22 protein-coding genes are annotated in these 22343 nt (G+C 42.2%); 13 read left to right on the top strand and 9 right to left on the bottom strand.

All coding sequences use genetic code 11. The features are described from left to right. The 4 genes from RG47T_RS06175 to RG47T_RS06160 form a co-directional block, all read right to left on the bottom strand. Complete coding sequence (locus RG47T_RS06175) at positions 1–1344, bottom strand: GH1 family beta-glucosidase (RefSeq protein ID WP_074488615.1); 1344 nt, start codon at positions 1342–1344, stop codon at positions 1–3. A gap of 663 nt (positions 1345–2007) precedes the next feature. Further along, a complete protein-coding gene (lysA, locus tag RG47T_RS06170) occupies positions 2008–3180 on the bottom strand; it encodes a diaminopimelate decarboxylase (RefSeq protein ID WP_074488614.1) in 1173 nt (390 codons plus the stop codon). A gap of 24 nt (positions 3181–3204) precedes the next feature. Next, on the bottom strand, positions 3205–4515 hold the full coding sequence (locus RG47T_RS06165) for an aspartate kinase (RefSeq protein WP_074488613.1): 1311 nt from the start codon (positions 4513–4515) through the stop codon (positions 3205–3207). Positions 4516–4806: 291 nt separating this feature from the next. Then, on the bottom strand, positions 4807–5046 hold the full coding sequence (locus RG47T_RS06160; RefSeq protein ID WP_139235648.1) for a hypothetical protein: 240 nt from the start codon (positions 5044–5046) through the stop codon (positions 4807–4809). A 230-nt stretch (positions 5047–5276) separates the two neighbouring features. Here RG47T_RS06160 and RG47T_RS06155 point away from each other — a divergent pair, with 230 nt between their 5' ends. From RG47T_RS06155 to RG47T_RS06130, 6 genes are all read left to right on the top strand, one after another. Beyond that, positions 5277–5699, top strand: coding sequence for a hypothetical protein (locus tag RG47T_RS06155; protein WP_074488611.1), 423 nt, complete (start codon positions 5277–5279; stop codon positions 5697–5699). Beyond that, positions 5699–6334 (top strand): SCO family protein, encoded by a 636-nt coding sequence (locus tag RG47T_RS06150; protein WP_074488610.1) that lies wholly within the window; start codon positions 5699–5701, stop codon positions 6332–6334. Before RG47T_RS06155 ends, RG47T_RS06150 begins: the two co-directional genes overlap by 1 nt. Continuing rightward, a complete protein-coding gene (locus RG47T_RS06145) occupies positions 6331–6750 on the top strand; it encodes a c-type cytochrome (protein ID WP_074488609.1) in 420 nt (139 codons plus the stop codon). The genes RG47T_RS06150 and RG47T_RS06145 overlap by 4 nt, the downstream gene beginning before the upstream one ends. 431 nt (positions 6751–7181) lie before the next feature. Continuing rightward, positions 7182–8426: a beta-ketoacyl-ACP synthase II gene (gene fabF, locus RG47T_RS06140; RefSeq protein WP_074488608.1), complete on the top strand. Its 1245-nt coding sequence runs from the start codon at positions 7182–7184 to the stop codon at positions 8424–8426. Between the two features lie 151 nt (positions 8427–8577). After that, positions 8578–8916: a PadR family transcriptional regulator gene (locus RG47T_RS06135; protein ID WP_074488607.1), complete on the top strand. Its 339-nt coding sequence runs from the start codon at positions 8578–8580 to the stop codon at positions 8914–8916. Then, positions 8913–9593: a hypothetical protein gene (locus tag RG47T_RS06130; protein ID WP_074488606.1), complete on the top strand. Its 681-nt coding sequence runs from the start codon at positions 8913–8915 to the stop codon at positions 9591–9593. The genes RG47T_RS06135 and RG47T_RS06130 overlap by 4 nt, the downstream gene beginning before the upstream one ends. A gap of 250 nt (positions 9594–9843) precedes the next feature. On the opposite strand, the gene RG47T_RS06125 is transcribed toward RG47T_RS06130, so the two are convergent. The 5 genes from RG47T_RS06125 to RG47T_RS06105 all read right to left on the bottom strand — a co-directional run bounded on the left by RG47T_RS06125 (position 9844) and on the right by RG47T_RS06105 (position 14489). Continuing rightward, positions 9844–10587 carry an SDR family oxidoreductase gene (locus tag RG47T_RS06125; RefSeq protein ID WP_074488605.1) on the bottom strand — a complete coding sequence of 248 codons (744 nt, stop codon included), beginning with the start codon at positions 10585–10587 and terminating at the stop codon, positions 9844–9846. Between the two features lie 153 nt (positions 10588–10740). After that, positions 10741–11346 (bottom strand): TetR/AcrR family transcriptional regulator, encoded by a 606-nt coding sequence (locus tag RG47T_RS06120; RefSeq protein ID WP_074488604.1) that lies wholly within the window; start codon positions 11344–11346, stop codon positions 10741–10743. Positions 11347–11503: 157 nt separating this feature from the next. After that, the gene (locus RG47T_RS06115; RefSeq protein ID WP_074488603.1) at positions 11504–12355 is read right to left on the bottom strand and encodes a ThuA domain-containing protein; all 852 of its coding nucleotides are present in this window, start codon (positions 12353–12355) and stop codon (positions 11504–11506) included. A 108-nt stretch (positions 12356–12463) separates the two neighbouring features. Continuing rightward, positions 12464–13897: a phytoene desaturase family protein gene (locus RG47T_RS06110; protein ID WP_074488602.1), complete on the bottom strand. Its 1434-nt coding sequence runs from the start codon at positions 13895–13897 to the stop codon at positions 12464–12466. 58 nt (positions 13898–13955) lie between these two features. Beyond that, complete coding sequence (locus RG47T_RS06105) at positions 13956–14489, bottom strand: hypothetical protein (RefSeq protein WP_139235649.1); 534 nt, start codon at positions 14487–14489, stop codon at positions 13956–13958. 226 nt (positions 14490–14715) lie between these two features. On the opposite strand from RG47T_RS06105, the gene RG47T_RS06100 reads away from it, so the two are divergent. The 7 genes from RG47T_RS06100 to RG47T_RS26640 form a co-directional block, all read left to right on the top strand. Continuing rightward, complete coding sequence (locus RG47T_RS06100; RefSeq protein WP_262493246.1) at positions 14716–16242, top strand: malate:quinone oxidoreductase; 1527 nt, start codon at positions 14716–14718, stop codon at positions 16240–16242. Positions 16243–16401: 159 nt separating this feature from the next. Beyond that, the gene (locus RG47T_RS06095; protein ID WP_074488599.1) at positions 16402–17463 is read left to right on the top strand and encodes an NAD-dependent epimerase; all 1062 of its coding nucleotides are present in this window, start codon (positions 16402–16404) and stop codon (positions 17461–17463) included. 467 nt (positions 17464–17930) lie between these two features. Beyond that, complete coding sequence (locus RG47T_RS06090; RefSeq protein WP_074488598.1) at positions 17931–18881, top strand: glycosyltransferase family 2 protein; 951 nt, start codon at positions 17931–17933, stop codon at positions 18879–18881. Positions 18882–18989: 108 nt separating this feature from the next. Beyond that, entirely contained in the window at positions 18990–19958 is a 969-nt protein-coding gene (locus RG47T_RS06085) for a glycosyltransferase family 2 protein (RefSeq protein WP_074488597.1), read from the top strand. Between the two features lie 5 nt (positions 19959–19963). Further along, positions 19964–20698 carry a hypothetical protein gene (locus tag RG47T_RS06080; RefSeq protein WP_074488596.1) on the top strand — a complete coding sequence of 245 codons (735 nt, stop codon included), beginning with the start codon at positions 19964–19966 and terminating at the stop codon, positions 20696–20698. Positions 20699–20700: 2 nt separating this feature from the next. Continuing rightward, positions 20701–22203 (top strand): GH3 auxin-responsive promoter family protein, encoded by a 1503-nt coding sequence (locus RG47T_RS06075; RefSeq protein ID WP_074488595.1) that lies wholly within the window; start codon positions 20701–20703, stop codon positions 22201–22203. 64 nt (positions 22204–22267) lie between these two features. Further along, on the top strand, positions 22268–22343 hold a 76-nt coding region (locus tag RG47T_RS26640; protein ID WP_253187558.1), incomplete at its 3' end, for a hypothetical protein.

Genomic DNA, 22343 nt, shown 5'->3' with positions numbered 1-22343 from the left:
TTATTTCGACAGCAAATCTCTAAACCAATATCCGGAGTTTTTCACCGTCCGTTTTAGGGTATCAAAATCAATATGCACCAAGCCAAACCGTGGATGATAGCCCTCGGCCCATTCAAAGTTATCGGTTAGTGTCCACACAAAATAACCTTCTACATTATAACCTTCATTTTTTGCTCTTAATACCTGCTGCAAATAATCGTCCAGGTAAGCAATACGTTGCTGGTCATCAACTTGTCCTTCAACTAGGCTATCTTTAAAAGCTGCGCCGTTTTCTGTAATAATGATCTTTTTAACCTGCGGGTAAGCGTTAAACTTTTTAATCATCTCATAGATAGAAGCCGGGTACACCTCCCACCCCATTTCAGTGGTCGGCACGTTGCGCTTGGTGGCCTTAACCAGGCTTGCGCCTACATAGGGTGTAAAAAACGAATACTCAACCAGTTCGCGGGTATAATTCTGGATGCCGATAAAATCGAAATCAAAGCTCATATTTTCAGCATCGCCGGGCAGTATAAATTTATCGATCCGTTTTAAAGCGGTAATCTCGGTTGTGGGATAGCCCAAACCCAGTATGGGCTCAATAAACAAACGGTTAATTAAGGCATCGGCACGGTTGGCTGCGGCAATATCTTTATCAGACTGCGAAACAGGTTCGATATAGGAACATGAAAATGTAGTACCAATTTGCCTGTCTGCAGGTAACTTATCACGTAGTATCTTCGCCCCGGCAACAATACTTAATACGGTATGGTGTACGGCGGGCACAAAGTTCCTTAACCCGCTTTTACCCGGTGCATGGATGCCCAAAAAGTAACCCGCCCCGGTAAATACCGATGGTTCATTCATTACCATCCAGTGCTTTACTTTGCTGCCAAAGGCATCGGCACATATGCTAACATAGGCAGAAAACCACACCACAACGTCGCGGTTGGTCCAGCCGCCTTTGGCTTCCAGGGCTTGCGGCAAATCCCAATGGTAAAGTGTTATCCAGGGTTCAACCCCCTGTTGCAGGCAATAATCTATCACCCGGTTGTAGTAGTCAATACCGGCCTGGTTAACCTCACCGGTGCCTTCCGGTAAAATCCTTGTCCACGAAATAGAGAACCGGAAATTGGGAATGTTAAGGCTTTTGACAATATCGATATCTTCCTGGTAGCGGTTATAAAAATCGCAGGCAATATGGTGGTGATCGCCGTTTAAGATCTTCCCTTTTTTTGAAGAAAAAACATCCCAGATACTCTGGCCTTTTCCATCCACATCACAGGCACCCTCTGTTTGCAAAGCAGCAGCAGATACCCCCCACTGAAAATCATCACCGAAAAGACTTTTATTTAACTCACCCATCAGCTACTATGCTCCATTGTTTTTAGTTGCAACAAAGAAACAACAAACCGACGGACACCCGGTAAAGTTTCAGGAAAATATAAATAGCTTACAGAAAAAATCACAGGGGTAGAAAAGCAGGCAGCCTGTAAACAGGCTTTAGAATTTTTACAAAACAATACCATTAATGCATGTAGACCGACTTAATGCGTTGCAGCATTACCCTTTCGCGGATGCTGTTAAACAGGCTGTATATTTTATTGAGCAAATTCATATCTATTGAATTTTGTTTATACTAAGTTACTGGTTACCAGTTAAGTTAATGCGCTATTTAGATGAAGTTTCTGTTAAGCGAATTATCATTTAATACGCCCTCTATTGTCATCGACGTAAGAGAAATCTTCTGCATTACAAATCAAGCTGTACAAGATTCTTCCCACGCCAGGATGATAATAGGATAATACAGGAAAAAGTCTTGATTCCTGGTTCTTGTATCTTAATTCTCTCCCGGGCGTTGCCTTCGGCCCGCGCTATCCGTTGCAAGTCCTCGTTTCGCTACGCTTCACTCCGGGCTTTTCACTGCAATCGCTAACGCGGCCACCTGTATAAATAAAAAAGAGGCACAAAGTATTGTGCCTCTACATATCATAAACTCCCTCCCCTTCGGGGAGGGCTGGGGAGGGATTATTCGCTGTAAACACTCTGTACCTGGTCGCGCAGGTTGTAATGCGAGGCCATTACTTCGCCGTACGCACCTGCCGTACGCACTGCGATCAGATCGCCGCGGAATGATTCGGGCAGTTCTACATCCTTGCGAAAACAATCGGTACTCTCGCAAATCGGGCCTACCACATCGTATATAATAGCTTTGTCTGACAACTGAGAACCGGCAACAGATAACCGGCTTATGTTTTCTATTTGATGGTAAGCCTGGTACAACATCGGGCGAATCAGCTCCGTCATACCGGCATCCAGTATCAGGAAATTCTTTTTCAAACCATTCTTTACATACAGCACCCGTGCAATTAGCGATGCCGACTGCGCTACCAGGGCACGGCCTAATTCGAAATGTACTTCCTGGTTGGGCTTAACATTCAGAAAATCACTGAATACTTTAAAATAAGCCTCAAAATCGGCAATATTATCATGATCCGGCGAATAATAGTTTACACCAAAACCACCACCTACATTCAGTACTTTAATATTAAAGCCTTTTTGTTCAAACCACTCGCTGAGTTCGTTAACGCGGGTACACAAGGTTTTAAACGTCTCCAGATCGGTAATTTGCGAGCCGATATGAAAATGGATACCCAGCAGATTCAGGTTTTTGCAGTTGCGCAAAGTATCGGCCACATCCGGCAATTGCCAAACGTTTACGCCAAATTTATTCTCTTCTAACCCGGTGGTAATAAAGTGGTGGGTATGCGCATCAACATTGGGGTTGATACGGATAGCTACATTAGCCTTTTGGCCTTTAGCACCTGCCAGATCGTTAATCACCAGCAATTCCTGAACAGACTCTACATTGAAGCAGAAAATACCCGCATCAAGCGCCAGGTTAATCTCTTTATCAGATTTACCTACGCCTGCAAAAACAACTTTATCCTTGTTAAAGCCATATTCAATAGCCGCTTTAACCTCGTTACCGCTCACGCAATCGGCACCAAAACCGTACGACTGGATAGTTTGCAGCACTTTAGGATTAAAGTTAGCCTTCATGGCGTAGTGTACGTGGTAGCCATACTTTTGGGCCGCGTTTTGGCACGCCTGCAGCGTATCGCGCAGTACATCGAGGTTATAGTAATAAAACGGTGTTTCTATTTCCCCGAAACGGGTTGTAATATCTTTGGTAAACATTAATTAATGCTTTAAAAAATCTAATTAAAATAATCTGCTGTGTAAACTTCTCAGGGCTTCTACCTTATCTTCTGTTTTTACCAGTAAAGATAAATTATGGTCGCTGCCCCCATAGGAAATCATCCGGATGGGAATGTGCTTTACCGATTCGAGCACCCTGGCTGCATAGCCATGTTTCTCGGCACCAAAATCGCCCACTACACAAATAATGGTTTGGTTTACATCCAGCTCTACCGATCCGAAAGCGTTTAGTTCTTTGGTGATCTCGCCCAGATGGGTGGTATCATCAATGGTTAATGATACGCCAACTTCCGACGTAGTTATCATATCTATCGAAGTTTTATAACGCTCGAAAACTTCGAACAGGCGGCGCAAAAAGCCATGCGCCAGCAACATACGGCTCGACTGAACTTTAATGGCCGTAATATCATCTTTAGCTGCGATAGACTTGATCTTGTTCTTCTCGCTATCATTAGTGATCAGCGTGCCTGCGGCTTGCGGGTCCATGGTATTTAACAACCGCACCGGGATCTTATATTTCTGTGCCGGGAACACACTTTGCGGGTGTAAAATTTTGGCACCGAAATAGGCCAACTCAGCAGCCTCATCAAATGAAAGCTGGCTGATGGGCTGTGTACCCTTTACTATTCGCGGGTCGTTATTGTGCATACCGTCAATATCCGTCCAAATCTGCACCTCTTCGCTGCGAATAGCCGCACCTATTAATGACGCAGTATAATCGCTGCCGCCACGGCGCAGGTTATCAATCTCGCCGAATGAGTTTTTACAGATATAACCCTGGGTAATAAACAGTTTATTATCCGGGTTTTTGTTTAATAAGGGGGTAATGTGGTCGGTAATGTAATCAACCAGCGGCTCGTGGTCTTCATCAACCTTCATAAAATCCAACGCGGGCAGCAATACCGATGGTACGCCAATCTCCTGCAGGTAAACATGATATAATGTGGTCGACAATAGTTCGCCCTGCGCCAAAATGATCTTGTCCTCAATTGGCGTAAACAGGTCGTTTGATAGCATAGTCAGCAAACCGAAATGATAATCAATTACCTCCTTACCCCTGTTTAAATATTTTTCTTCTTTAAAAAGTTCCTTAATAAACAGTTCATACTTACCCTTTAACGCTTTAATTAGCGCAGCTGCCTTGGGCTTATCGCCCTTTAGATAGGCCTGCCCAATTTCTACCAGGTTATTGGTTGTACCAGAAACAGCCGACAGTACCACAATCTGGCGCTCATCGGCATTGATAATATTCAGCAGCTTTTTCATCCGCTCGGGGCTACCTACAGATGTTCCGCCAAATTTTAAAACTTTCATTGTTGTGCTGTTTAAAAAGACAAATATTGTTATTCTGCTGCATTAAGCGGGTTTTGGGTGCCCGGAGAAGTACTAGATTATTGATCAGCAGTAATTTAACGCAGCACCCGCTTTAGCGGCATTAAAAATAAGATTTTAAACAGGATTTAGCTAATAAAATTTGAGAAGAGCCTCACCCAACCCTCTCCAAAAGGAGAGGTCTTAAGTATATTATGCTTTTGCTCCCTTTCCTTTGGAGAGGGCCGGGGTGAAGTTATCTTGTTTCTTGGCTCTTGTATCTTGGCTCTTGATCTACTTACTGTGCTCGCCAATAGCTTTACCCAAATGCTGGATATGGCTTTCATCAAGCAATAACGCTGCATGCAAATGTGGTTTATAGATCCATACATTATGCTCATTGCAATACATGTAGCCGCACAGGCCGTCGGCATAATACAGGTCATATACACTGGCGTTAGCTTCGGCACGGTGTTTAACAGTGATCACCAATGGGCGATCTATCATCGGGATTTCTACTTCAAAGGGATTCATATCGTAATAACTCATTTTAAGGTAACTGGTTTCTAAAAACCGCTGAAAGGGCGTAATTTAGTCATAGTTTTTAACACCTCAATTATTAAACACCGGTCAGTATTTTCTTAAACTCCCTGGCAGTGATAATTACGCTGATGAAACTAATAAATAATGATTTTAAACTGTATTAACTTTTAAGTTGAAATGATGCTTAAGTATTAACTTTGGCAGCACAACATTCAATACCCATGAAAAAAATCTGGTTAGCCGCTTTTGCATGCCTTACCGTAGTAGCATGCAGCAATGATAAAGCCGAGGAGAAAAAATTAATGGACGATATTTTAGCAACACACGATAAAGTGATGGCTGCCGAAGATAAAGCCATGACCAACAAAATTGTGATCGACAGCCTGTTGAAGATCAACCAATTTATTCCCCTTGATTCTGCTGCTCAAAAGGCTGCATTTAAAACCCAAAGTGCCAACCTTAACGCTGCCGATGAGGCTATGGAAAACTGGATGCACAAGTTTGACCCGGAATATAAAGGCAAGTCGCATGCTGATGTAATGCAGTATCTCAACAATCAGAAAAAACAGATTATGCAGATAGATTCGCAGTTAAATTCATCAATAGCACAATCGAGCCAGGTGCTATCTAAATATAAAAAATAATGAAGAACCTATTTTACGCAGTAATATGTGTATTAAGCATAAGCGCATGCAGTAACAATGCAAGCCAAAAGGTATTGCCCATACTAGGCAACCGCGAAGCCGATACCAAAACGGTAAACGGCAAAACGATAACCGATACTGTTTACCAAACCATACCTAAATTTAAATTTATAAACCAGTACGGCGATAGCGTAAGCAACAAAACACTGGATGGTAACATTTATGTGGCCGATTTCTTTTTTACCACCTGCCCCAGCATTTGCCCGGTAATGCACCGCAACATGCTTAACGTGTATAAAGAATTTAAAAATGCAGGGAACTTCAAGATCGTATCTTACACCATAGACCCTAAACACGATAGCGTTGCCGTATTGAAAAAGTATGCCGATAATTTAGGCATCACCGGTAAAAACTGGTTGTTTTTACAAGGCCAGAAAGAAGAAACTTACAAACTGGCCAAAAGCTACATGGTTGAAGCCCGCGAAGGCAACGTACACGATGGTTATTTTATATTGATAGATAAGCAAAAACGCATCCGTGGCTCGTACCTGGGTACAGACCCTGCCGAGGTAGCCAAAATGATAGCAGATATTAAAACTTTACAAGCAGACCCGGAACAAAACATAGTGCAATGAAGCGGCCAATAAGTGCTGTATTACTGTTTATCGTTTCATTGCTCATTGCCTCCTGTATTAACGACCAGGATATTGAATTTAAGCGCGCTTATACCGCAGGTGCAATAGTTTACCAAACCCATTGCCAAAACTGCCACGGCAGCAACGGCGAGGGGCTTTCTGCACTGATGCCCCCGCTTACAGATTCCGTATATCTGAAACAAAATAAAACTCAACTGGCCTGCATCCTCAAATACGGCCTTAAAGGCAACCTTATTATTGTACATGGCAAGCCGTACCAAAACCAGATGCCGGCAGCTGAGTTAGCCCCTATTGAAATTGCACAGGTACTAACCTATGTCAAAAATTCATTTGGAAATAAATTGGGTGTTGTAAAAGTTGATGAGGTAAACAAAGACCTGTCTGGCTGTAAGTAGTTGCGAAGTGATTGATCTACCAGATTTCATGAACCCTTTAAAAACACCCAAAGGTTATTTAACAAAAAATGAGATAATAAAAATCCCCAGCACAATCCCCACAATCATAATTACGTACAACAATATTTCGTTGCCGGCAAACTGCTTATACTTGGTCCAAAAACTTATGTCTAATTTTTCTTTCTCTTTCATCGGGTATCAATCAAAACAATAACACCGCTAAATTGCACTTAATTCTGCTAAGTTTTGGGCTCAATCGTTAATCTTCATAAGGCATGCCTATCAAGCATTGTGGCTGTGTACAACTCAAATTTAGCCCTTTTAAAACCAGGCTTCAAACCGCAATAAATAGCTTTATATTACCGCTATGTTAAAATACCAATCGGTATTTTAATTATTTTGTACATTTGCCGAAATTTTAAAATAACAACATGTTAAAAAGAGTGGTAGTTACCGGCCTTGGCGCTTTAACCCCTATCGGTAACGACGTAAAATCATTCTGGCAAAATATAGTGTCAGGTAAAAGCGGTGCATCCCGAATCACCAAGTTTGATCCTAGTCTGTTTCGCAGCCAGGTTGCCTGTGAGCTTAAAGATTTTAATGCTGCCGACTTTATAGACCGTGCAGATCTTAAACGTACAGATTCATTTACCCAATATGCTTTTGTTGCTTCGGACGAAGCGATTAAAGATTCCGGCTTCGATTTTAACAAGATGGACCCGTTTGATGTGGGCGTGATCTGGGGATCTGGCCAGGGCGGTATGGAAACATTTGAAGAGCAGGTTACCAATTACGCCCTGGGCGATGGTCACCCGCGTTTCAATCCATTCTTTATCCCCAAAATGCTGGTAAACATGGCATCGGGTATGATCTCGTTACGTAATGGCTACATGGGCATTAACTACACTACAGTTTCGGCCTGTGCTACCTCCAACACAGCTATTATGGATGCCTTTAACTACATTCGTTTGGGCAAAGCCAAAATTATTGTAACCGGCGGTTCTGAAGCCCCTATTACGCAGGCTTCCTTCGGTGGTTTTAGTTCGATGAAAGCCATGTCGACCCGTAATGATGACCCAACACACGCATCCCGACCGTTTGATGTTGACCGCGATGGTTTTGTAATGGGCGAAGGCGCAGGCGCTTTAATTTTGGAAGAATACGAACACGCCAAAGCGCGCGGCGCACATATTTACGGCGAAGTTACCGGCGCAGCCATGACCGCTGACGCCTACCACATGACTGCCACCCACCCCGAAGGTTTGGGCGCAGCCAAAGCAATGGAACTGGCGCTTACAGAATCGGGCATAACCATTGCAGGTGTAGATTACCTGAACATGCACGCTACCTCTACCCCTGTTGGAGACCTATCTGAACTGAAAGCCATTTTAAAGCTCACCAACGGCGAGAAAAGCAATATGCAGATCAGTGCAACCAAATCTATGACCGGCCATTTACTCGGTGCTGCTGGTGCAATTGAAGCCATTGTTTGTTTAATGAGCATCAAAGACCAGGTAATTGCCCCCACTATTAACACCGAGGTGCTAGACCCTGCCATACCAGACAGCCTTAACATTATATTGAAAGAAGCCATTAGCCACAAAGTTGATGTAGCTATGAGCAATACCTTTGGCTTTGGCGGCCACAATGGTATTGCTGTTTTTAAGAAAGTGTAACTATTTTATGAGAATATTATTAATGGCCGGGCAGATAATCTGTCTGGCCATTTTTGTTTTATCTCATGTAATCACTTAATAATCATGCAACTCGTATTTATTATTATACCCAACTTTGTTGTGTATAATAAATTTTTCACTATATTCGTTTATGGGTAATAACGCGCTTTTAAAAGGCACATTGCAAACAATTATTCTGAAACTGCTGGAAGACAGGCACCGCATGTACGGTTATGAAATAAGCCAGAAGGTGAAGGAAATAACCAGCGGTGGTATTGTGCTGACGGAAGCTGCACTGTATGCAGCACTGCATAAGCTGGAAGCAGAGGGTATGCTGGAAACTACAACGGAAACGTCGGGCAATCGCCTGAGGAAATACTACAGCCTGACTGAAGAAGGTGGAAAAGAGGCTGTGAGCAAAGTACAGGAAGCAAAAGTATTTATAGAACAGCTTCATTTATTACTGAATTTAAAACCTGATTTTATATGACCCTGAAACCTGAAGAATACGAGATGATTCGCCAACGGATACTAAATTTCAAAATACCTTATCAGGAAATTTACAACGAGCTATTGGATCATATATCTACAGATATCGAAACTAAAAGAGCCGCCGGTGATTTTCGTGAAGTTTCATTACTCCTAGACGAACTAATCGACAGCAGCCTGGGTGGACAGGCGGGTATCGAAAATATGGCACGGGTACAGGAAAGATTATACCGGCTAAAAATTCATCGCCGTGCCTGGAAAATCTATTTCCACCACATCTGGTGGAAAACACTGGCCGTGGCGGTCGGTTGTGTTATCTTAAATAAATTTATACCTGCTAATTTGAAGTACACGGCGGGGATATATGGCCTTATTTTCTTGACGCTGTTCTCACTATACATTGCGGTGCTGATAAAAATGCGGTCGGTAAAACAAATTGACAATAAGCGATCATTGCTAAAAACCGATATCCTCAGAAAGGTATTTACGCTAATACCTTTGTTAAATATGGCCTTTGTTATTCCTAATATAATTAATACGCTTACGCATTACCACGCCAGGGAATTCACGAGGGTACATCCTATTATTCCGCTGGTGATTTTTTGTTATACGCTGTTGTACGCAGAAAGCTGTTACCGAATAATGCAGGAAGAAATGTATACTTTAAAGGCTAATTAAATTTTATTGCCATAATTTTAATTGGTCTTTGCAGAGCCAGAGCAACATCTTCAGTTTTGGTGGTGATAATCGTATTTCGGTGTTAAGAACTGAATAATTATTATATAACAAGAAGGCCTGCATTATTATGCAGGCCTTCTTGTTTAACCCATTTTGTCATCCTGAATGTAATGAAGAATCTTCTACGCAATGTACACGGTAATACAGATCGAAGAAGATACTTCGCTATCGCTCTGGACAAGTTGTTGAATTACTCTCTTCCCGAATTAAGCGTAAGCAATGCCTGCTCTGGTGATGAAAGATACAATTTATAAAAATCAGCCGTTTGGCCAACATGGATCTCGGCAACATCATTGGTCAGGCCATCCAATAACTCTTCTGCTACCTGTTGCGGCGGGATACCGTTATGGCCACCAATTTCTTTAGATAGTTCGGTATCTACCAGTGGCGGCATCAGCTCAAATACTTTAACACCTGTATCTTTAAGCGCATATCTCAATGAGCGGGTATAGGAGTGCAAAGCGGCCTTACTAGCTGCATAGGTTGGTAAGGTTGCACCTGGTGCAAATACTACTATCGATGTTACATTAATAACAGCTGCTTCTTTTTGTGCTTTTAATACAGGCAATAATTTCTCTGTGAGGCGGATGATGGCCAAATAATTAGTCATTATTTCATCACTCGCAATATCAAACGCTTTGGGGCTATCGGCCAGGTGGTGTATAATAGCTCGGCCTGCATTATTAATCAGCACATCCAGTTTAGGGAAGTTTTGGTTAATGTATTCAACCAGCTTAGCTGTATCGGCTTCACTGCTTACATCCCCTGTAAAAAAGCTTACGCCTTCTATTTTGGCGGCAGCTTCCTTCAATCTCTTTTCGTCGCGACCGGTGATGATTACTTTGTTACCTTTTGCGGTTAATAGTTTAGCGGTTTCAAATCCTATACCGGCACTACCGCCAATAATAAGGACTGTTTTATTAGTAATATTCATTTTAATTTGTTTTTATATTGTTTATAGATATTAATTCGATTGTAGTATAAATGCTCAGAAATTCACCACGCCCATAAGCAGCTTTATTCGTTATTGACAATGCAATATTAAAACATAAAATATACCAATTGGTATATTTTATGTCAAATTTTTTTACACTTTTAATTGGTTGATCATTACTTCTAAAGTACTCATGATCTGGTCGAGATTGTTTTGGCTATTGGTTACTTTGGCTATCATAATCCCCCCCTCTATCAAGGCAATCATCGACAGCGCGAACCGGCTGTCATCTACACCTACCTTAAATTCGCCTGCGGCAATACCATCTGTTATCAGATCCTGGATATTTTTTTTCCAACCCATTACAGCCTTTGCAGCTTTATCTTTTAATAAAGTATTGGTATCATCAGCCTCAATGGCGGTATTTAATATTGGGCATCCTCCTGTTGAAAAAGCAGCACTACGGGTAAATTGATCATAAATTTGTGCGTAAGCCAGTAGCTTATCATGGTATGTTTTGGCTTTATCTATTCGTTGCTTTATGGCATTTCTAACTTTTTCGTGGTTATAATCAAAAACAGCCAGCGCAACTTCTTCCTTATTTTCGAAGTTACCGTAGATACTGCCTTTGGTAAGTCCGGTGGCTTCTGTCAGATCAGACATGGATGTACCTGCATATCCCTTCATGTTAAATATACCCGAAGTGGTTTCAATAATGAACTGGCGGGTACGTTCTGCCTTTGACAATTGATTATCCATATTGCAAATATACCACTTGGTATTTTAACTGCCAATAATTTTATTAAATCTGACACTTGTTTTCAATCTACTAACCTACCATACCTTTGGCACCAGTAATTATTGACCTATCTTTTTTTTACTGTATTTGCAGCCAATGGTGCTTTTCTGTTTAATGTTATTTTACCTTTTTACCTGTGCCTAACCACACCAGGGCATTCATAATTAAATTACTTTCTTCGGGGCTCTCAAATGTGTGCGACAGATCTTTATTGGTATGGTGTTCGTAATCAATATCGTTATGCCCCATATTAAAATAAACCATTTTATAGTTTTTGTTAGTCCACACTACCGGGTAATAGCCGCTGTTCCATATTTCGCTTGGCTTAGGGCCGGTTCCCAAAGGAAAACTGGCTGAATCAATAGCCAGCAAAATCCTGATATTCGAGTTCTGCCGCAAATCCTTTTCCCAACGGTACCACTCATTGGGCGATGCCTTAATAGTATGCGGCATCCGTTTGGTAATTGGATGATCCTTGTCCTCTACCCGCAAAATAGCCGATGTTGGCCGCCAGGTATTACTGCCATACTGGCCCGAACCTAAAAATTCATTGTGGTACCAATCCCAATTTTGAGGATAGGTTGATGGGGTGAGTGCAAATGCCGAAAAATGGAATCCCATCCAGCCGCCGCCATTTTCCATATATTTCTGAAAAGCTTCGCGCTGGGCGGGCTCTTCGGGCCGGGTATCCAAAAACAGCACAACCTGGTAATGCGAAAGGTATTCGGCATTGAGGTTACTCCAGTTACTGGTAGAATCGTAGGCAAATTGATATTTCGCTGCCATTTGCGGAAACCATTTATTGGCCTCGTGCACAAAACTGATATGCGCCTGGTCATTTTTAGCAGTGTAAAATGCAATTACTTTAAACTTAGGCTTGTTGCTTTGTGCCGATAAATTGAGAATGGAAAAAAGCGCTATAACAAGTATAATAAGCCTTATAGCTGATTTAGAAATGCCACTTAACATGTTTATAAAGGTTAATGATGTTGCGCTAAAGCTAAAATATTTTTCTATAAATCAAACGGTATTATATAACCGAAGCAGAAGAAAAGATGCGCCAACCAACAAAAAGCACTAAGCAATCTTAAACACATCCTTCAAGGCACGTTTGGCTGCATAATAACCACACATGCCATGTACACCACCCCCCGGCGGTGTTGAAGCCGAACAGATGTAAAGCCCTTTAGCCGAAGTACGGTAGGGCGACAGCCTTAAAGCCGGTCGGGTAAATAGCTGTGCTATATTTTGTATGCCGCCGTTAATATCGCCACCAAAATAGTTAGGGTTATAAGCCTCCATTTGCTGCGAATCCATCCCATGTTTAGCCAAAATTCTTTCGCGAAAACCGGGAGCAAAACGCTCAATTTGCTTTTCTATCGCCTCGGTCATGTTTACTACCGATCCATTAGGTGTATGGCAATATCCCCATGCAGTATGTTGCCCGGACGGGGCACGGGTATTATCAAACAAACTTTGCTGTGCCAGCAACACAAATGGCTTGTCTGCAATTTCCCCTTGCCAGGCAGCTTGTTCGCTTGCGGCAACTTCGGCATAAGTGCCGCCAATATGTACGGTTCCGGCTTGCTTGCAGGCTTCTGCAGTAAAAGGAATTGGTTCGGCCAGGGCCCAATCTACCTTGTAAACCCCCATGCCATATTTATATCGATTAAGTTGCCATTGGTAAACAGCCGATAAACTATGCCCCGCTATCTGCAATAATTGCCTGGGGCCAACATCAAACAAAACGGCATGGCTACCCGGTAATTGCTTTAGCGAGCTCACCATTGTGCCGGTTTCTATCTTGCCACCCAAAGCCACAAAATGCGCAGCCAGGGCATCGGCAATTTGCTGCGAACCTCCTTTTGGTATAGGCCACCCTTTATCATGCGCAGCCAATAATAAAACCAACGCTACAGCAGCTGTTACAGGTTTATGAAGCGGTTGCATACCATGTGCTGCCATACCGGCCCACAAAGCCTGCGCCTGTGCTGTTTTAAAATATTGCCTGGCGATGCCCTCGGCAGAACGAAGTCCCTTCACCCCGAAACCGGCCAGTTTAAACGGATGGCGCGGCCACTGAAGCGGCGCTAAAACATCGGGCAAAATATCCGGCCATGATTTAAGCAGCGGCTGCAGTAATTGCAGGTAGGCGCTTTCATCATCGCCCAAACCTGCGGCAGTAGCCGTTAATGAATTTTGCAGTATAGCGGCCGTACCATCATCAAGCGGGTGCGCAGCGGCATAGGGCGAATAAATAAACTCCAACCCATATTGAGCCAGCGGCAAACTTTTAAAAAAAGGAGAACTTACTGCCAACGGATGGATAGCCGAACAGATATCATGTTTAAAACCGGGCAGGGTAAGTTCGGCAGTACGCAGGCCACCGCCTATAGTGTCTTTACCTTCCAGCAATAAAACAGCAAGCCCGGCCTGCTGCATGGTAATAGCAGCAGCCAATCCATTTGGCCCCGAGCCAACCACTACGGCATCATAATCGCGCTTGGTCAAGTTTTATTATTTGTGGGGATGAAGTTAAGCCATGCATTTTATATAACATAATTTGCCTTTACTTATGCGATGCCACACCCCAGTAACAACCGTTACGAATCCTTTTTAAGGCATTAGCATCTACAGTTTTCAGCTCGTCATACTTATTACTATTGTTAATGTAATACAGCTTGGCATCCTCGTTATTGTAAATGTATGAGCCTATTTTAAACTTGTCTTTCCCGGTATTTTCATTTACGGCAACCTCTATTCCATTAGTTATTTTAGTACCGTTTGTACATATTTTGGGTTCCTGGGCTTCCACCCAATTGATGGTATAATTAATATCCGCAGGTAATTTATCAGATGTAATTGCTTTAAAGCTATCACTGGCTTGTATATTTTGCAGTAATAACTTGGCACAAGGATCTGAAATGGTTGCGCTGCCATAATTTTTCTGCGGATTATTAATCACGCTGTCTTTTCTATCATTAACCATCACAGTGGTTTTGTTGATGTTGTTTGATATTGGTTTCGGCTTATTATTGTTGCAGGCTACAGTTAGTGTAACTGCAAATAATAGCAGGGATAAACTATGTATGTTCTTCATCATTATTGGTTTATGATTATACATATAGTTGCAAGATTTGTGTGATATGATGACAAGTAGGCGAAGAGCCGCCGCTGTTTTCTTTTATTACTTTCTGTACAGAAACAATACCGCAACTAAACAGGTTTTGGGTATTAAACGTTGTTTAAAAAATTTTAAAGCAACTTTATTGTAAAAATGCAAGCAATGTCATCAGCTCTGCAAATATTTTATTAATTATGCAAACCGATTGAATGTATATGTAACGTTCAAATATAAAATGAGTACCCAAACAGCTATAAAACAACAGGCCGACGTAATTTTAATTGGTGCAGGCATCATGAGCGCTACACTTGGCGCTATGCTTAAAACCCTGCAGCCCGATCTCAGTATCGAAATATTTGAACGACTTGACGTTATTGCGGCAGAAAGTTCGGACGCGATGAATAACGCAGGTACGGGGCACTCGGCTTTTTGCGAGTTAAATTATACGCCGCAGCTTCAGGACGGAACGGTTGATATCTCTAAGGCCATCAAAATTGCCGAGCAGTTTGAGATATCAAAAGAATTTTGGGCTTATTTAATTGAACAGGGCTTTATCAAATCTGCCGAAACCTTTATCAGTTCTGTGCCGCACATGAGTTTTGTTTGGGGCGAAGAAAATGTTGAGTACTTAAAAAAACGCCACGAAGCGCTTACAAAAAATCATCTGTTTAAGGGGATGCAGTACAGCGAAGACAGCGCACTATTGAAAGAATGGATTCCGTTGGTAATGGAAGGCCGCGACCCTAATGAAAAAGTATCAGCAACTAAAATGGACCTGGGCACCGATGTGAATTTCGGCACGTTAACCACCAGTTTGTTTAATTACCTTAAAGTACAGCCCGATGTAAACATGCATCTGCAGCATGATGTTACCGACATTAAACGCAAGGGCAGCAATTGGGTAGTAAAAGTTAAAGACCATGTAAGCGGCACCAGTCGTAAAATAACAACCAAATTTGTATTTGTTGGTGCCGGCGGCGGTGCATTGCCCCTGCTGCAAAAATCGGGCATACCAGAAAGCAAAGGCTTCGGCGGTTTCCCGGTAAGCGGCCAATGGCTGGTTTGTAAAGATCAAACTATTATTAAACGCCACCAGGCTAAAGTATATGGTAAGGCATCGGTTGGTTCGCCCCCAATGTCTGTGCCGCATTTAGATACCCGGATGATTAATGGCACCAAGGCCCTTTTATTTGGCCCTTATGCAGGTTTTTCTACCCGTTTCTTAAAAAAGGGATCGCTATTGGATCTTTTTAAATCCATCAAACTAAATAATTTACGCCCGCTGTTATCAGCAGGTATGGATAATATTCCGCTAACGCGATACCTCATCAGCCAGGTTCTGCAATCACCGGCAGATCGCTTAAACGCACTTAAAGACTACTACCCTAACGCCAAAGCCGAAGACTGGGAATTGGAATTTGCCGGCCAGCGTGTGCAGGTAATTAAAAAAGACCCGCGCCTGGGTGGTGTACTGGAGTTTGGTACCGAAGTAGTTACCGCCTCCGATGGCAGCATAGCGGCATTGTTGGGTGCCTCGCCAGGTGCTTCAACATCTGTACCTATTATGATCCACCTCATAGAGCGTTGTTTTAAAGCACAGGCCCAAACATCTGATTGGCAAGCCAAGCTGAAACAAATGATCCCATCTTATGGCCAATCATTAGCCAAGAATGCGACATTGGCTAACGCTACGCGCGAAAGAACCAGTAAGGTTTTGAAATTGGTAGAGTAATTACCAGTAAAAGTCTCATATAACCCTCTCCCTTGGAGAGGGCTTGATAACCTCCAACAATAAATCATTGCTCCACGCCGTTTACCACAACAAGCAAAGCCCCCTATAAATACGGCACCTAACATCCGTATTCCGAAATAAATTACCTTTGCCCATTATATGAAGATATTAGTTACAGGCACCGCCGGATTTATTGGTTTTTTTGTAGCCCAAAGGCTGGCTGCTTTACAGTATGAAGTAATAGGTGTTGATAATATTAACGACTATTACGATGTTAACCTCAAATACGGCCGCCTTAAGGCCAGTGGTATCAACATCAACATGCTTACCAGCAGTGCCCCTATCCAAAGCGATGTATATCCTAACTACAGCTTCATTAAAATAGATATTGCCGATAAAAACAAGGTTAAAGAACTTTTTGAAATTCACCAGTTTGATGTGGTATGCCATTTGGCAGCCCAGGCAGGTGTACGTTATTCTATCACCAATCCGTATGATTACGCTTTGAGTAACCTTTCGGGCTTTTTAAGCATATTAGAAGGTTGCCGCCACAGCCAGGTTAAGCATCTGGTTTTCGCCAGCAGTTCCAGTGTTTATGGCTTAAACGCCAACACGCCGTTTTCGGTACACCAGGGTGCCGACCACCCGGTGAGTTTATATGCAGCCAGCAAAAAAAGCAACGAAATGATGGCGCACAGCTATAGCCATTTATACAATATACCAACTACCGGCCTGCGTTTCTTTACCGTATACGGCCCATGGGGAAGACCTGATATGGCTTATTTTAGCTTTGCCGATGCCATTATTAAAGGCAAACCCATTAACGTTTATAACAACGGCGAAATGCAGCGCGATTTTACCTATATCGATGATATTGTAGAGGGTGTTATCCGTGTAATTAACAAGCCCGCAGCTGCCAACCCAAACTGGGACAACAAACACCCGGATCCGGCCACCTCGAGTGCGCCGTACCAATTGTACAATATTGGCAATTCTTCGCCTGTTAAACTGCTTAGCTTTATCGAGGCTATTGAAAATGCTGTTGGTAAAAAGGCCATTAAAAATATGCTGCCAATGCAACCCGGCGATGTACTCTCTACCGATGCCGATATGAGCGACCTCGAAAACGATTTTAATTATCACCCTAAAACAGATATACAAAGCGGTATTAATGAATTTGTGAAATGGTTTAAAGAGTTCTACAATTTAAAAGTGAAATAATTAGGTTGTGACGCCCGTTAATTAATTGGATTAAGCACATTGCTTTTCCATGCTCGTCATTGGTACGAAGCAATCGCGAACTTTACAGAGCGACTCTGTATATCGGGATTGCTTTGTTTCTAGCAATGACGGTGTTTTTTCATAGAACCATTACATAATATTCCTTTCTATTTCTGCCGATTGAATTATCAGCATACCCATTGTAATCTTATACTTTAAATGGACAGTACTAAGTTCAAACCTTATTTTCACATTTTTCGTGACACAAGTGTGTCAGTACAATTAATATTTTAATTTGACTGGAAGCAGTTTGTTAATTACCCTGTTACAGGCCCGGGCGAACTATTGAACCTATGAACTATTGAACACCAAAACAACCAAGCTTTTTTATATTTTTGCAGAAACTTTACATCTGCGAAATTCATAATCTAATGCAATTTTCGTGGTTGCTGCACGTCATACACTAAATGGATATATCTGTAGTAGTACCTTTATACAACGAGGTTGAATCGTTACCCGAGTTAACCGCATGGATAAGCCGTGTAATGGCCGAAAATAATTTCAGCTATGAGATCATCTTGGTTGATGATGGCAGCAAGGATGGTTCGTGGGAAATGATCTGCGAGCTTAATCAGGCCAATCCTGCTATCAGAGGCATCAAATTCAGACGTAATTATGGTAAATCTGCAGCGCTGAATACCGGCTTTGAGGCTGTTAAAGGCAATGTAGTAATCACCATGGATGCCGATTTGCAGGATAGCCCTGATGAGATCCCCGAACTGTACCGCCGCATTGTTGAAGAGAAATTTGATCTTATATCGGGTTGGAAAGCCAAGCGATACGATCCGATAAGCAAAACCATCCCTACCAAATTGTTTAATGCCGCAACCCGCAGCATGTCTGGCATTGATAACCTGCACGATTTTAACTGCGGATTGAAAGCCTACCGCAAAACCGTGGTAAAAAACATAGAGGTATATGGCGAAATGCACCGCTACATCCCCGTACTGGCCAAATGGGCCGGTTTCACCAAAATTGGTGAACAGGTGGTGGAGCACCGTGCCCGCAAATATGGCACCACAAAATTTGGGATGAGCCGCTTTGTTAACGGTTTTTTAGATCTGCTATCTATCTTCTTCGTGGGTAAGTTTGGTAAACGCCCTATGCACTTTTTTGGCGCAATGGGCACATTGAGCTTTTTGGCTGGTTTAATTATTACCGTTTGGATCATCAGCGAAAAACTTTATCATATTGCACACAATGAGAAATACCGCGATGCCACAGACAATCCACTATTCTACATCGCGCTGGTAGCAATTATATTGGGTTCGCAACTATTTTTAACCGGCTTCGTTTCAGAATTGGTTGCCCGCAGCTCCAATGACCGTAACAAATACCAGGTAGAAGAAACAGTCTGATTTCGGATTTCGAATGTTCGATTTCGGATGTCAGAAATTATGAAAACAAAAAATAATCAAGAAAAATAAATTCGAAATCGAACATCCGAAATTCGAAATATCTAAAAAATGCTTTTCTCCATCATCATACCGCTATACAATCGGCCGCAGGAAATTAAAGAACTGCTGGAAACGCTGGTATTGCAAACCTATAAACAATTTGAGGTATTGGTAATTGAGGATGGTTCTGTTAAGGATGCTGCCGCAATTGTTGATAGCTTTACAGATAAATTAAACGTTCGCTATTTTGTTAAACCTAATGAGGGCCAGGGCTTTGCCCGTAACTTCGGCTTTGAGCGTGCCGAAGGCGATTACTTTATTATTTTCGATTCGGATTGCCTTATCCCACCCGATTATTTAGAAACGGTTAACAACAGCCTGCAAAGCAACTGGCTGGATGCTTACGGCGGGCCAGATGATGCACACCCATCCTTTACCCCCATCCAAAAAGCCATCAGCTATTCCATGACGTCGCCTTTTACAACCGGCGGTATCAGGGGTAACAAAAAGGGCATCGGCCAGTTTCATCCGCGTAGCTTTAACATGGGCATATCGCGCCAGGTATGGGAAAAAGCAGGTGGCTTTATCATTACCCGTTTGGGCGAAGATATTGAATACAGTATCCGCATCCATTCCATGGGCTTCAAAATCGGGCTGATACCGGATGCAAAAGTTTACCATAAGCGCCGTACCAGTTTTTACCAGTTTTACAAGCAGCTGCACTTTTTTGGTAGGGCGCGTATTAATATTTACAAATTCTTTCCCGGCAGCTTAAAACTGGTGCATTTCTTTCCGGCCGGGTTCACGCTGTTATTGGCATTTACACTAGTTTCCAACATGCTAATGTGGCCTGTAGCCATACTTTGCAACTTTTTATTGGCTGTGTTAATTTTGTTGATATTTTTTCATGCCTGGAGTAAAAACAAATCGGTAAAAGTTGCATTTTTGAGCATAATAGCTGCCTTTATACAGTTAACCGCTTACGGGTTAGGATTTATACAGGATTTTTGGAAGCGCGTAATTTTTAAACAGTCATAACGGGTATGTATCATCCTTTTTCTATTGCAGAAACTATTAAAACGTCATGGAATATCCTGAAATCCAACCTTGTTACCATAGTGGTTTATTCGGCTATCATATTTCTCATACTTACTGTGGTGGGCTTTTTGGGCGAATTTGTTATTTCATCCATTGATAGTTTTTGGGCGCAGATGATGCTTTCAGTAGTTATTTTAATTGTACAGGGATACACAACGCTGGGGTTGTATAAACTTATATTCACACTAATTGACAGTGAGTTTTACGAATTTGAATTTAGCCAGATCATACCAACATTCCGGATGGTATTTAACTACATCATTGTAATATTTTTGCTGGCTGTTGTACTTATTACTTACTTAAAACTGCTAGATTACTGCTTTATAAATTACCCCATTGGTATTTACATTGGCCGTACCATTGGCTTACTGGCCGGTTTATATTTAGCTTTCCGCTGGATGTTTTACATAAGCTTTATTGTTGATGATAATTCTGGCCCCATAGAATCGCTTACCCAAAGTTTCAGGCTTAGCGATAACAACCTTTGGAAAATCATTGGCTTAATGCTTATTATATTGCTGTTTATTGCCATACCGGTACAAATAGCACAGTTTTTCCCGGCAGCAACCTTGGCTATTATTATTACTTATCCGTTTGTAAATATCGTTTTGATTGTGGCTTACCGTAAATTAATTTACAGCCACATGGATGTAGACGATGACGTTACCGAAACTATTTAACCATGGGCTTAAAAGCATTTATTGGCAAGCTATATGCAGGTATTGCGCAAAAGCAAATCGAGAACATGCGCAAAAACGGAATTGGGTTGCAGAATAAAACTTTTCAATACCTGGTAAATGAAGCTACCGCTACCGTTTTTGGTATCGACCATGGTTTTGCCAATATAAAAACTTACGAAGATTTTAAGGCACGCGTACCCATACGCGATTATGAAGAGCTTCGCCCCTATATAGACCGTATTATGCGTGGCGATGACGATGTGCTCTGGCCAGGCCAACCGGCGTACCTGGCAAAAACATCAGGTACCACATCGGGCGTAAAATATATCCCTATTTCTAAACAAAGCATGCCTGAGCACATTACTGCTGCGCGTAATGCCTTGTTAAATTACGCTTACGAAACCGGCAATACCAGTGCGCTGGACGGTAAAATGATATTCTTGCAGGGCAGCCCCGAAATGCATGAAGTGAGCAATATCCCGGTAGGCCGCTTATCGGGCATTGTAGCCCACCATGTACCCATATATTTACAGGGGAACCGCATGCCTACCTACAAAACCAATTGCATTGAAGACTGGGAAGAAAAGGTAGAAGCCATTGTTGATGAAACCATTAAGCAGGATATGCGCCTTATTTCGGGCATACCACCCTGGTGCCAGATGTATTTCGACAGGCTATCAGCCAAAACAGGCGGCAAAAAGATCAAAGACATTTTCCCCAATTTTAAACTGTTTGTGTACGGTGGTGTAAACTACGAGCCCTACCGCGCCCGGATTGAAGAAAGTATCGGTTTTGCCATTGATACCATCGAAACTTACCCTGCATCTGAGGGTTTTATTGCTTTCCAAAATTCGCAAAAAGATAAAAGCCTGCTGCTGCTGGTTGATGCCGGCATGTTTTATGAGTTTATCCCGGCCGAAGAATTTTTTAACGACAAGCCTACCCGCATCAGCTTAAAAGATGTGGAATTGAATAAAAACTACGCGCTTATTTTAAATACCAGCGCAGGTTTATGGGGCTATAATTTAGGTGATACCATTAAGTTTGTTTCTAAAAACCCCTACAAAATACTGGTTACCGGGCGTATTAAACATTATATCTCTGCCTTTGGCGAGCACGTGATAGGCGAAGAAGTGGAGCATGCATTGATGAAAATTGCCGCCGAAGAGGGCCTCGACGTGGTTGAATTTACCGTAGCCCCCCAAGTTAACGCGCCTGCCGGGCAACTACCTTACCACGAGTGGTTTATCGAATTTGGAAAGGCTCCTGCAGACCTTAAAGCATTCTCGCAAAAAGTAGATAAGGTACTTCAGATAAAAAATATTTACTATGCCGACCTTATTGAGGGTAACATTTTGCAGCCTTTAATAGTCAAAGTATTAAAAAAGAATGCATTTGTTGATTATATGCGTGCTGAAGGTAAACTGGGCGGGCAAAATAAAGTACCCCGGCTCTCTAACGACAGAAAGATTGCCGATCAGCTTACAGAATATATATTAAATTAATAACTTTAACCTTTAAGGCCCGTCCTTAAAATTTATATAATTAAAAAGAGTTCCGGCTTTAAACATGTCTGAAATAAATAATCGTCTGAAAAACATAGCCATTCTGGGCTCAACCGGTAGTATCGGTACACAGGCGTTGG

The organism is Mucilaginibacter polytrichastri, from assembly GCF_001911425.1.
Taxonomy (GTDB): domain Bacteria; phylum Bacteroidota; class Bacteroidia; order Sphingobacteriales; family Sphingobacteriaceae; genus Mucilaginibacter; species Mucilaginibacter polytrichastri.
This window is presented reverse-complemented; position numbering and strand designations above follow the sequence as displayed.

Coding starts and splice junctions, on each gene's coding strand:
- RG47T_RS06175 (WP_074488615.1), bottom strand. CDS start 1,344: ATGGGTGAGTTAAATAAAAGTCTTTTCGGTGATGATTTTCAGTGGGGG.
- lysA (WP_074488614.1), bottom strand. CDS start 3,180: ATGTTTACCAAAGATATTACAACCCGTTTCGGGGAAATAGAAACACCG.
- RG47T_RS06165 (WP_074488613.1), bottom strand. CDS start 4,515: ATGAAAGTTTTAAAATTTGGCGGAACATCTGTAGGTAGCCCCGAGCGG.
- RG47T_RS06160 (WP_139235648.1), bottom strand. CDS start 5,046: ATGAATCCCTTTGAAGTAGAAATCCCGATGATAGATCGCCCATTGGTG.
- RG47T_RS06155 (WP_074488611.1), top strand. CDS start 5,277: ATGAAAAAAATCTGGTTAGCCGCTTTTGCATGCCTTACCGTAGTAGCA.
- RG47T_RS06150 (WP_074488610.1), top strand. CDS start 5,699: ATGAAGAACCTATTTTACGCAGTAATATGTGTATTAAGCATAAGCGCA.
- RG47T_RS06145 (WP_074488609.1), top strand. CDS start 6,331: ATGAAGCGGCCAATAAGTGCTGTATTACTGTTTATCGTTTCATTGCTC.
- fabF (WP_074488608.1), top strand. CDS start 7,182: ATGTTAAAAAGAGTGGTAGTTACCGGCCTTGGCGCTTTAACCCCTATC.
- RG47T_RS06135 (WP_074488607.1), top strand. CDS start 8,578: ATGGGTAATAACGCGCTTTTAAAAGGCACATTGCAAACAATTATTCTG.
- RG47T_RS06130 (WP_074488606.1), top strand. CDS start 8,913: ATGACCCTGAAACCTGAAGAATACGAGATGATTCGCCAACGGATACTA.
- RG47T_RS06125 (WP_074488605.1), bottom strand. CDS start 10,587: ATGAATATTACTAATAAAACAGTCCTTATTATTGGCGGTAGTGCCGGT.
- RG47T_RS06120 (WP_074488604.1), bottom strand. CDS start 11,346: ATGGATAATCAATTGTCAAAGGCAGAACGTACCCGCCAGTTCATTATT.
- RG47T_RS06115 (WP_074488603.1), bottom strand. CDS start 12,355: ATGTTAAGTGGCATTTCTAAATCAGCTATAAGGCTTATTATACTTGTT.
- RG47T_RS06105 (WP_139235649.1), bottom strand. CDS start 14,489: ATGATGAAGAACATACATAGTTTATCCCTGCTATTATTTGCAGTTACA.
- RG47T_RS06095 (WP_074488599.1), top strand. CDS start 16,402: ATGAAGATATTAGTTACAGGCACCGCCGGATTTATTGGTTTTTTTGTA.
- RG47T_RS06090 (WP_074488598.1), top strand. CDS start 17,931: ATGGATATATCTGTAGTAGTACCTTTATACAACGAGGTTGAATCGTTA.
- RG47T_RS06085 (WP_074488597.1), top strand. CDS start 18,990: ATGCTTTTCTCCATCATCATACCGCTATACAATCGGCCGCAGGAAATT.
- RG47T_RS06080 (WP_074488596.1), top strand. CDS start 19,964: ATGTATCATCCTTTTTCTATTGCAGAAACTATTAAAACGTCATGGAAT.
- RG47T_RS06075 (WP_074488595.1), top strand. CDS start 20,701: ATGGGCTTAAAAGCATTTATTGGCAAGCTATATGCAGGTATTGCGCAA.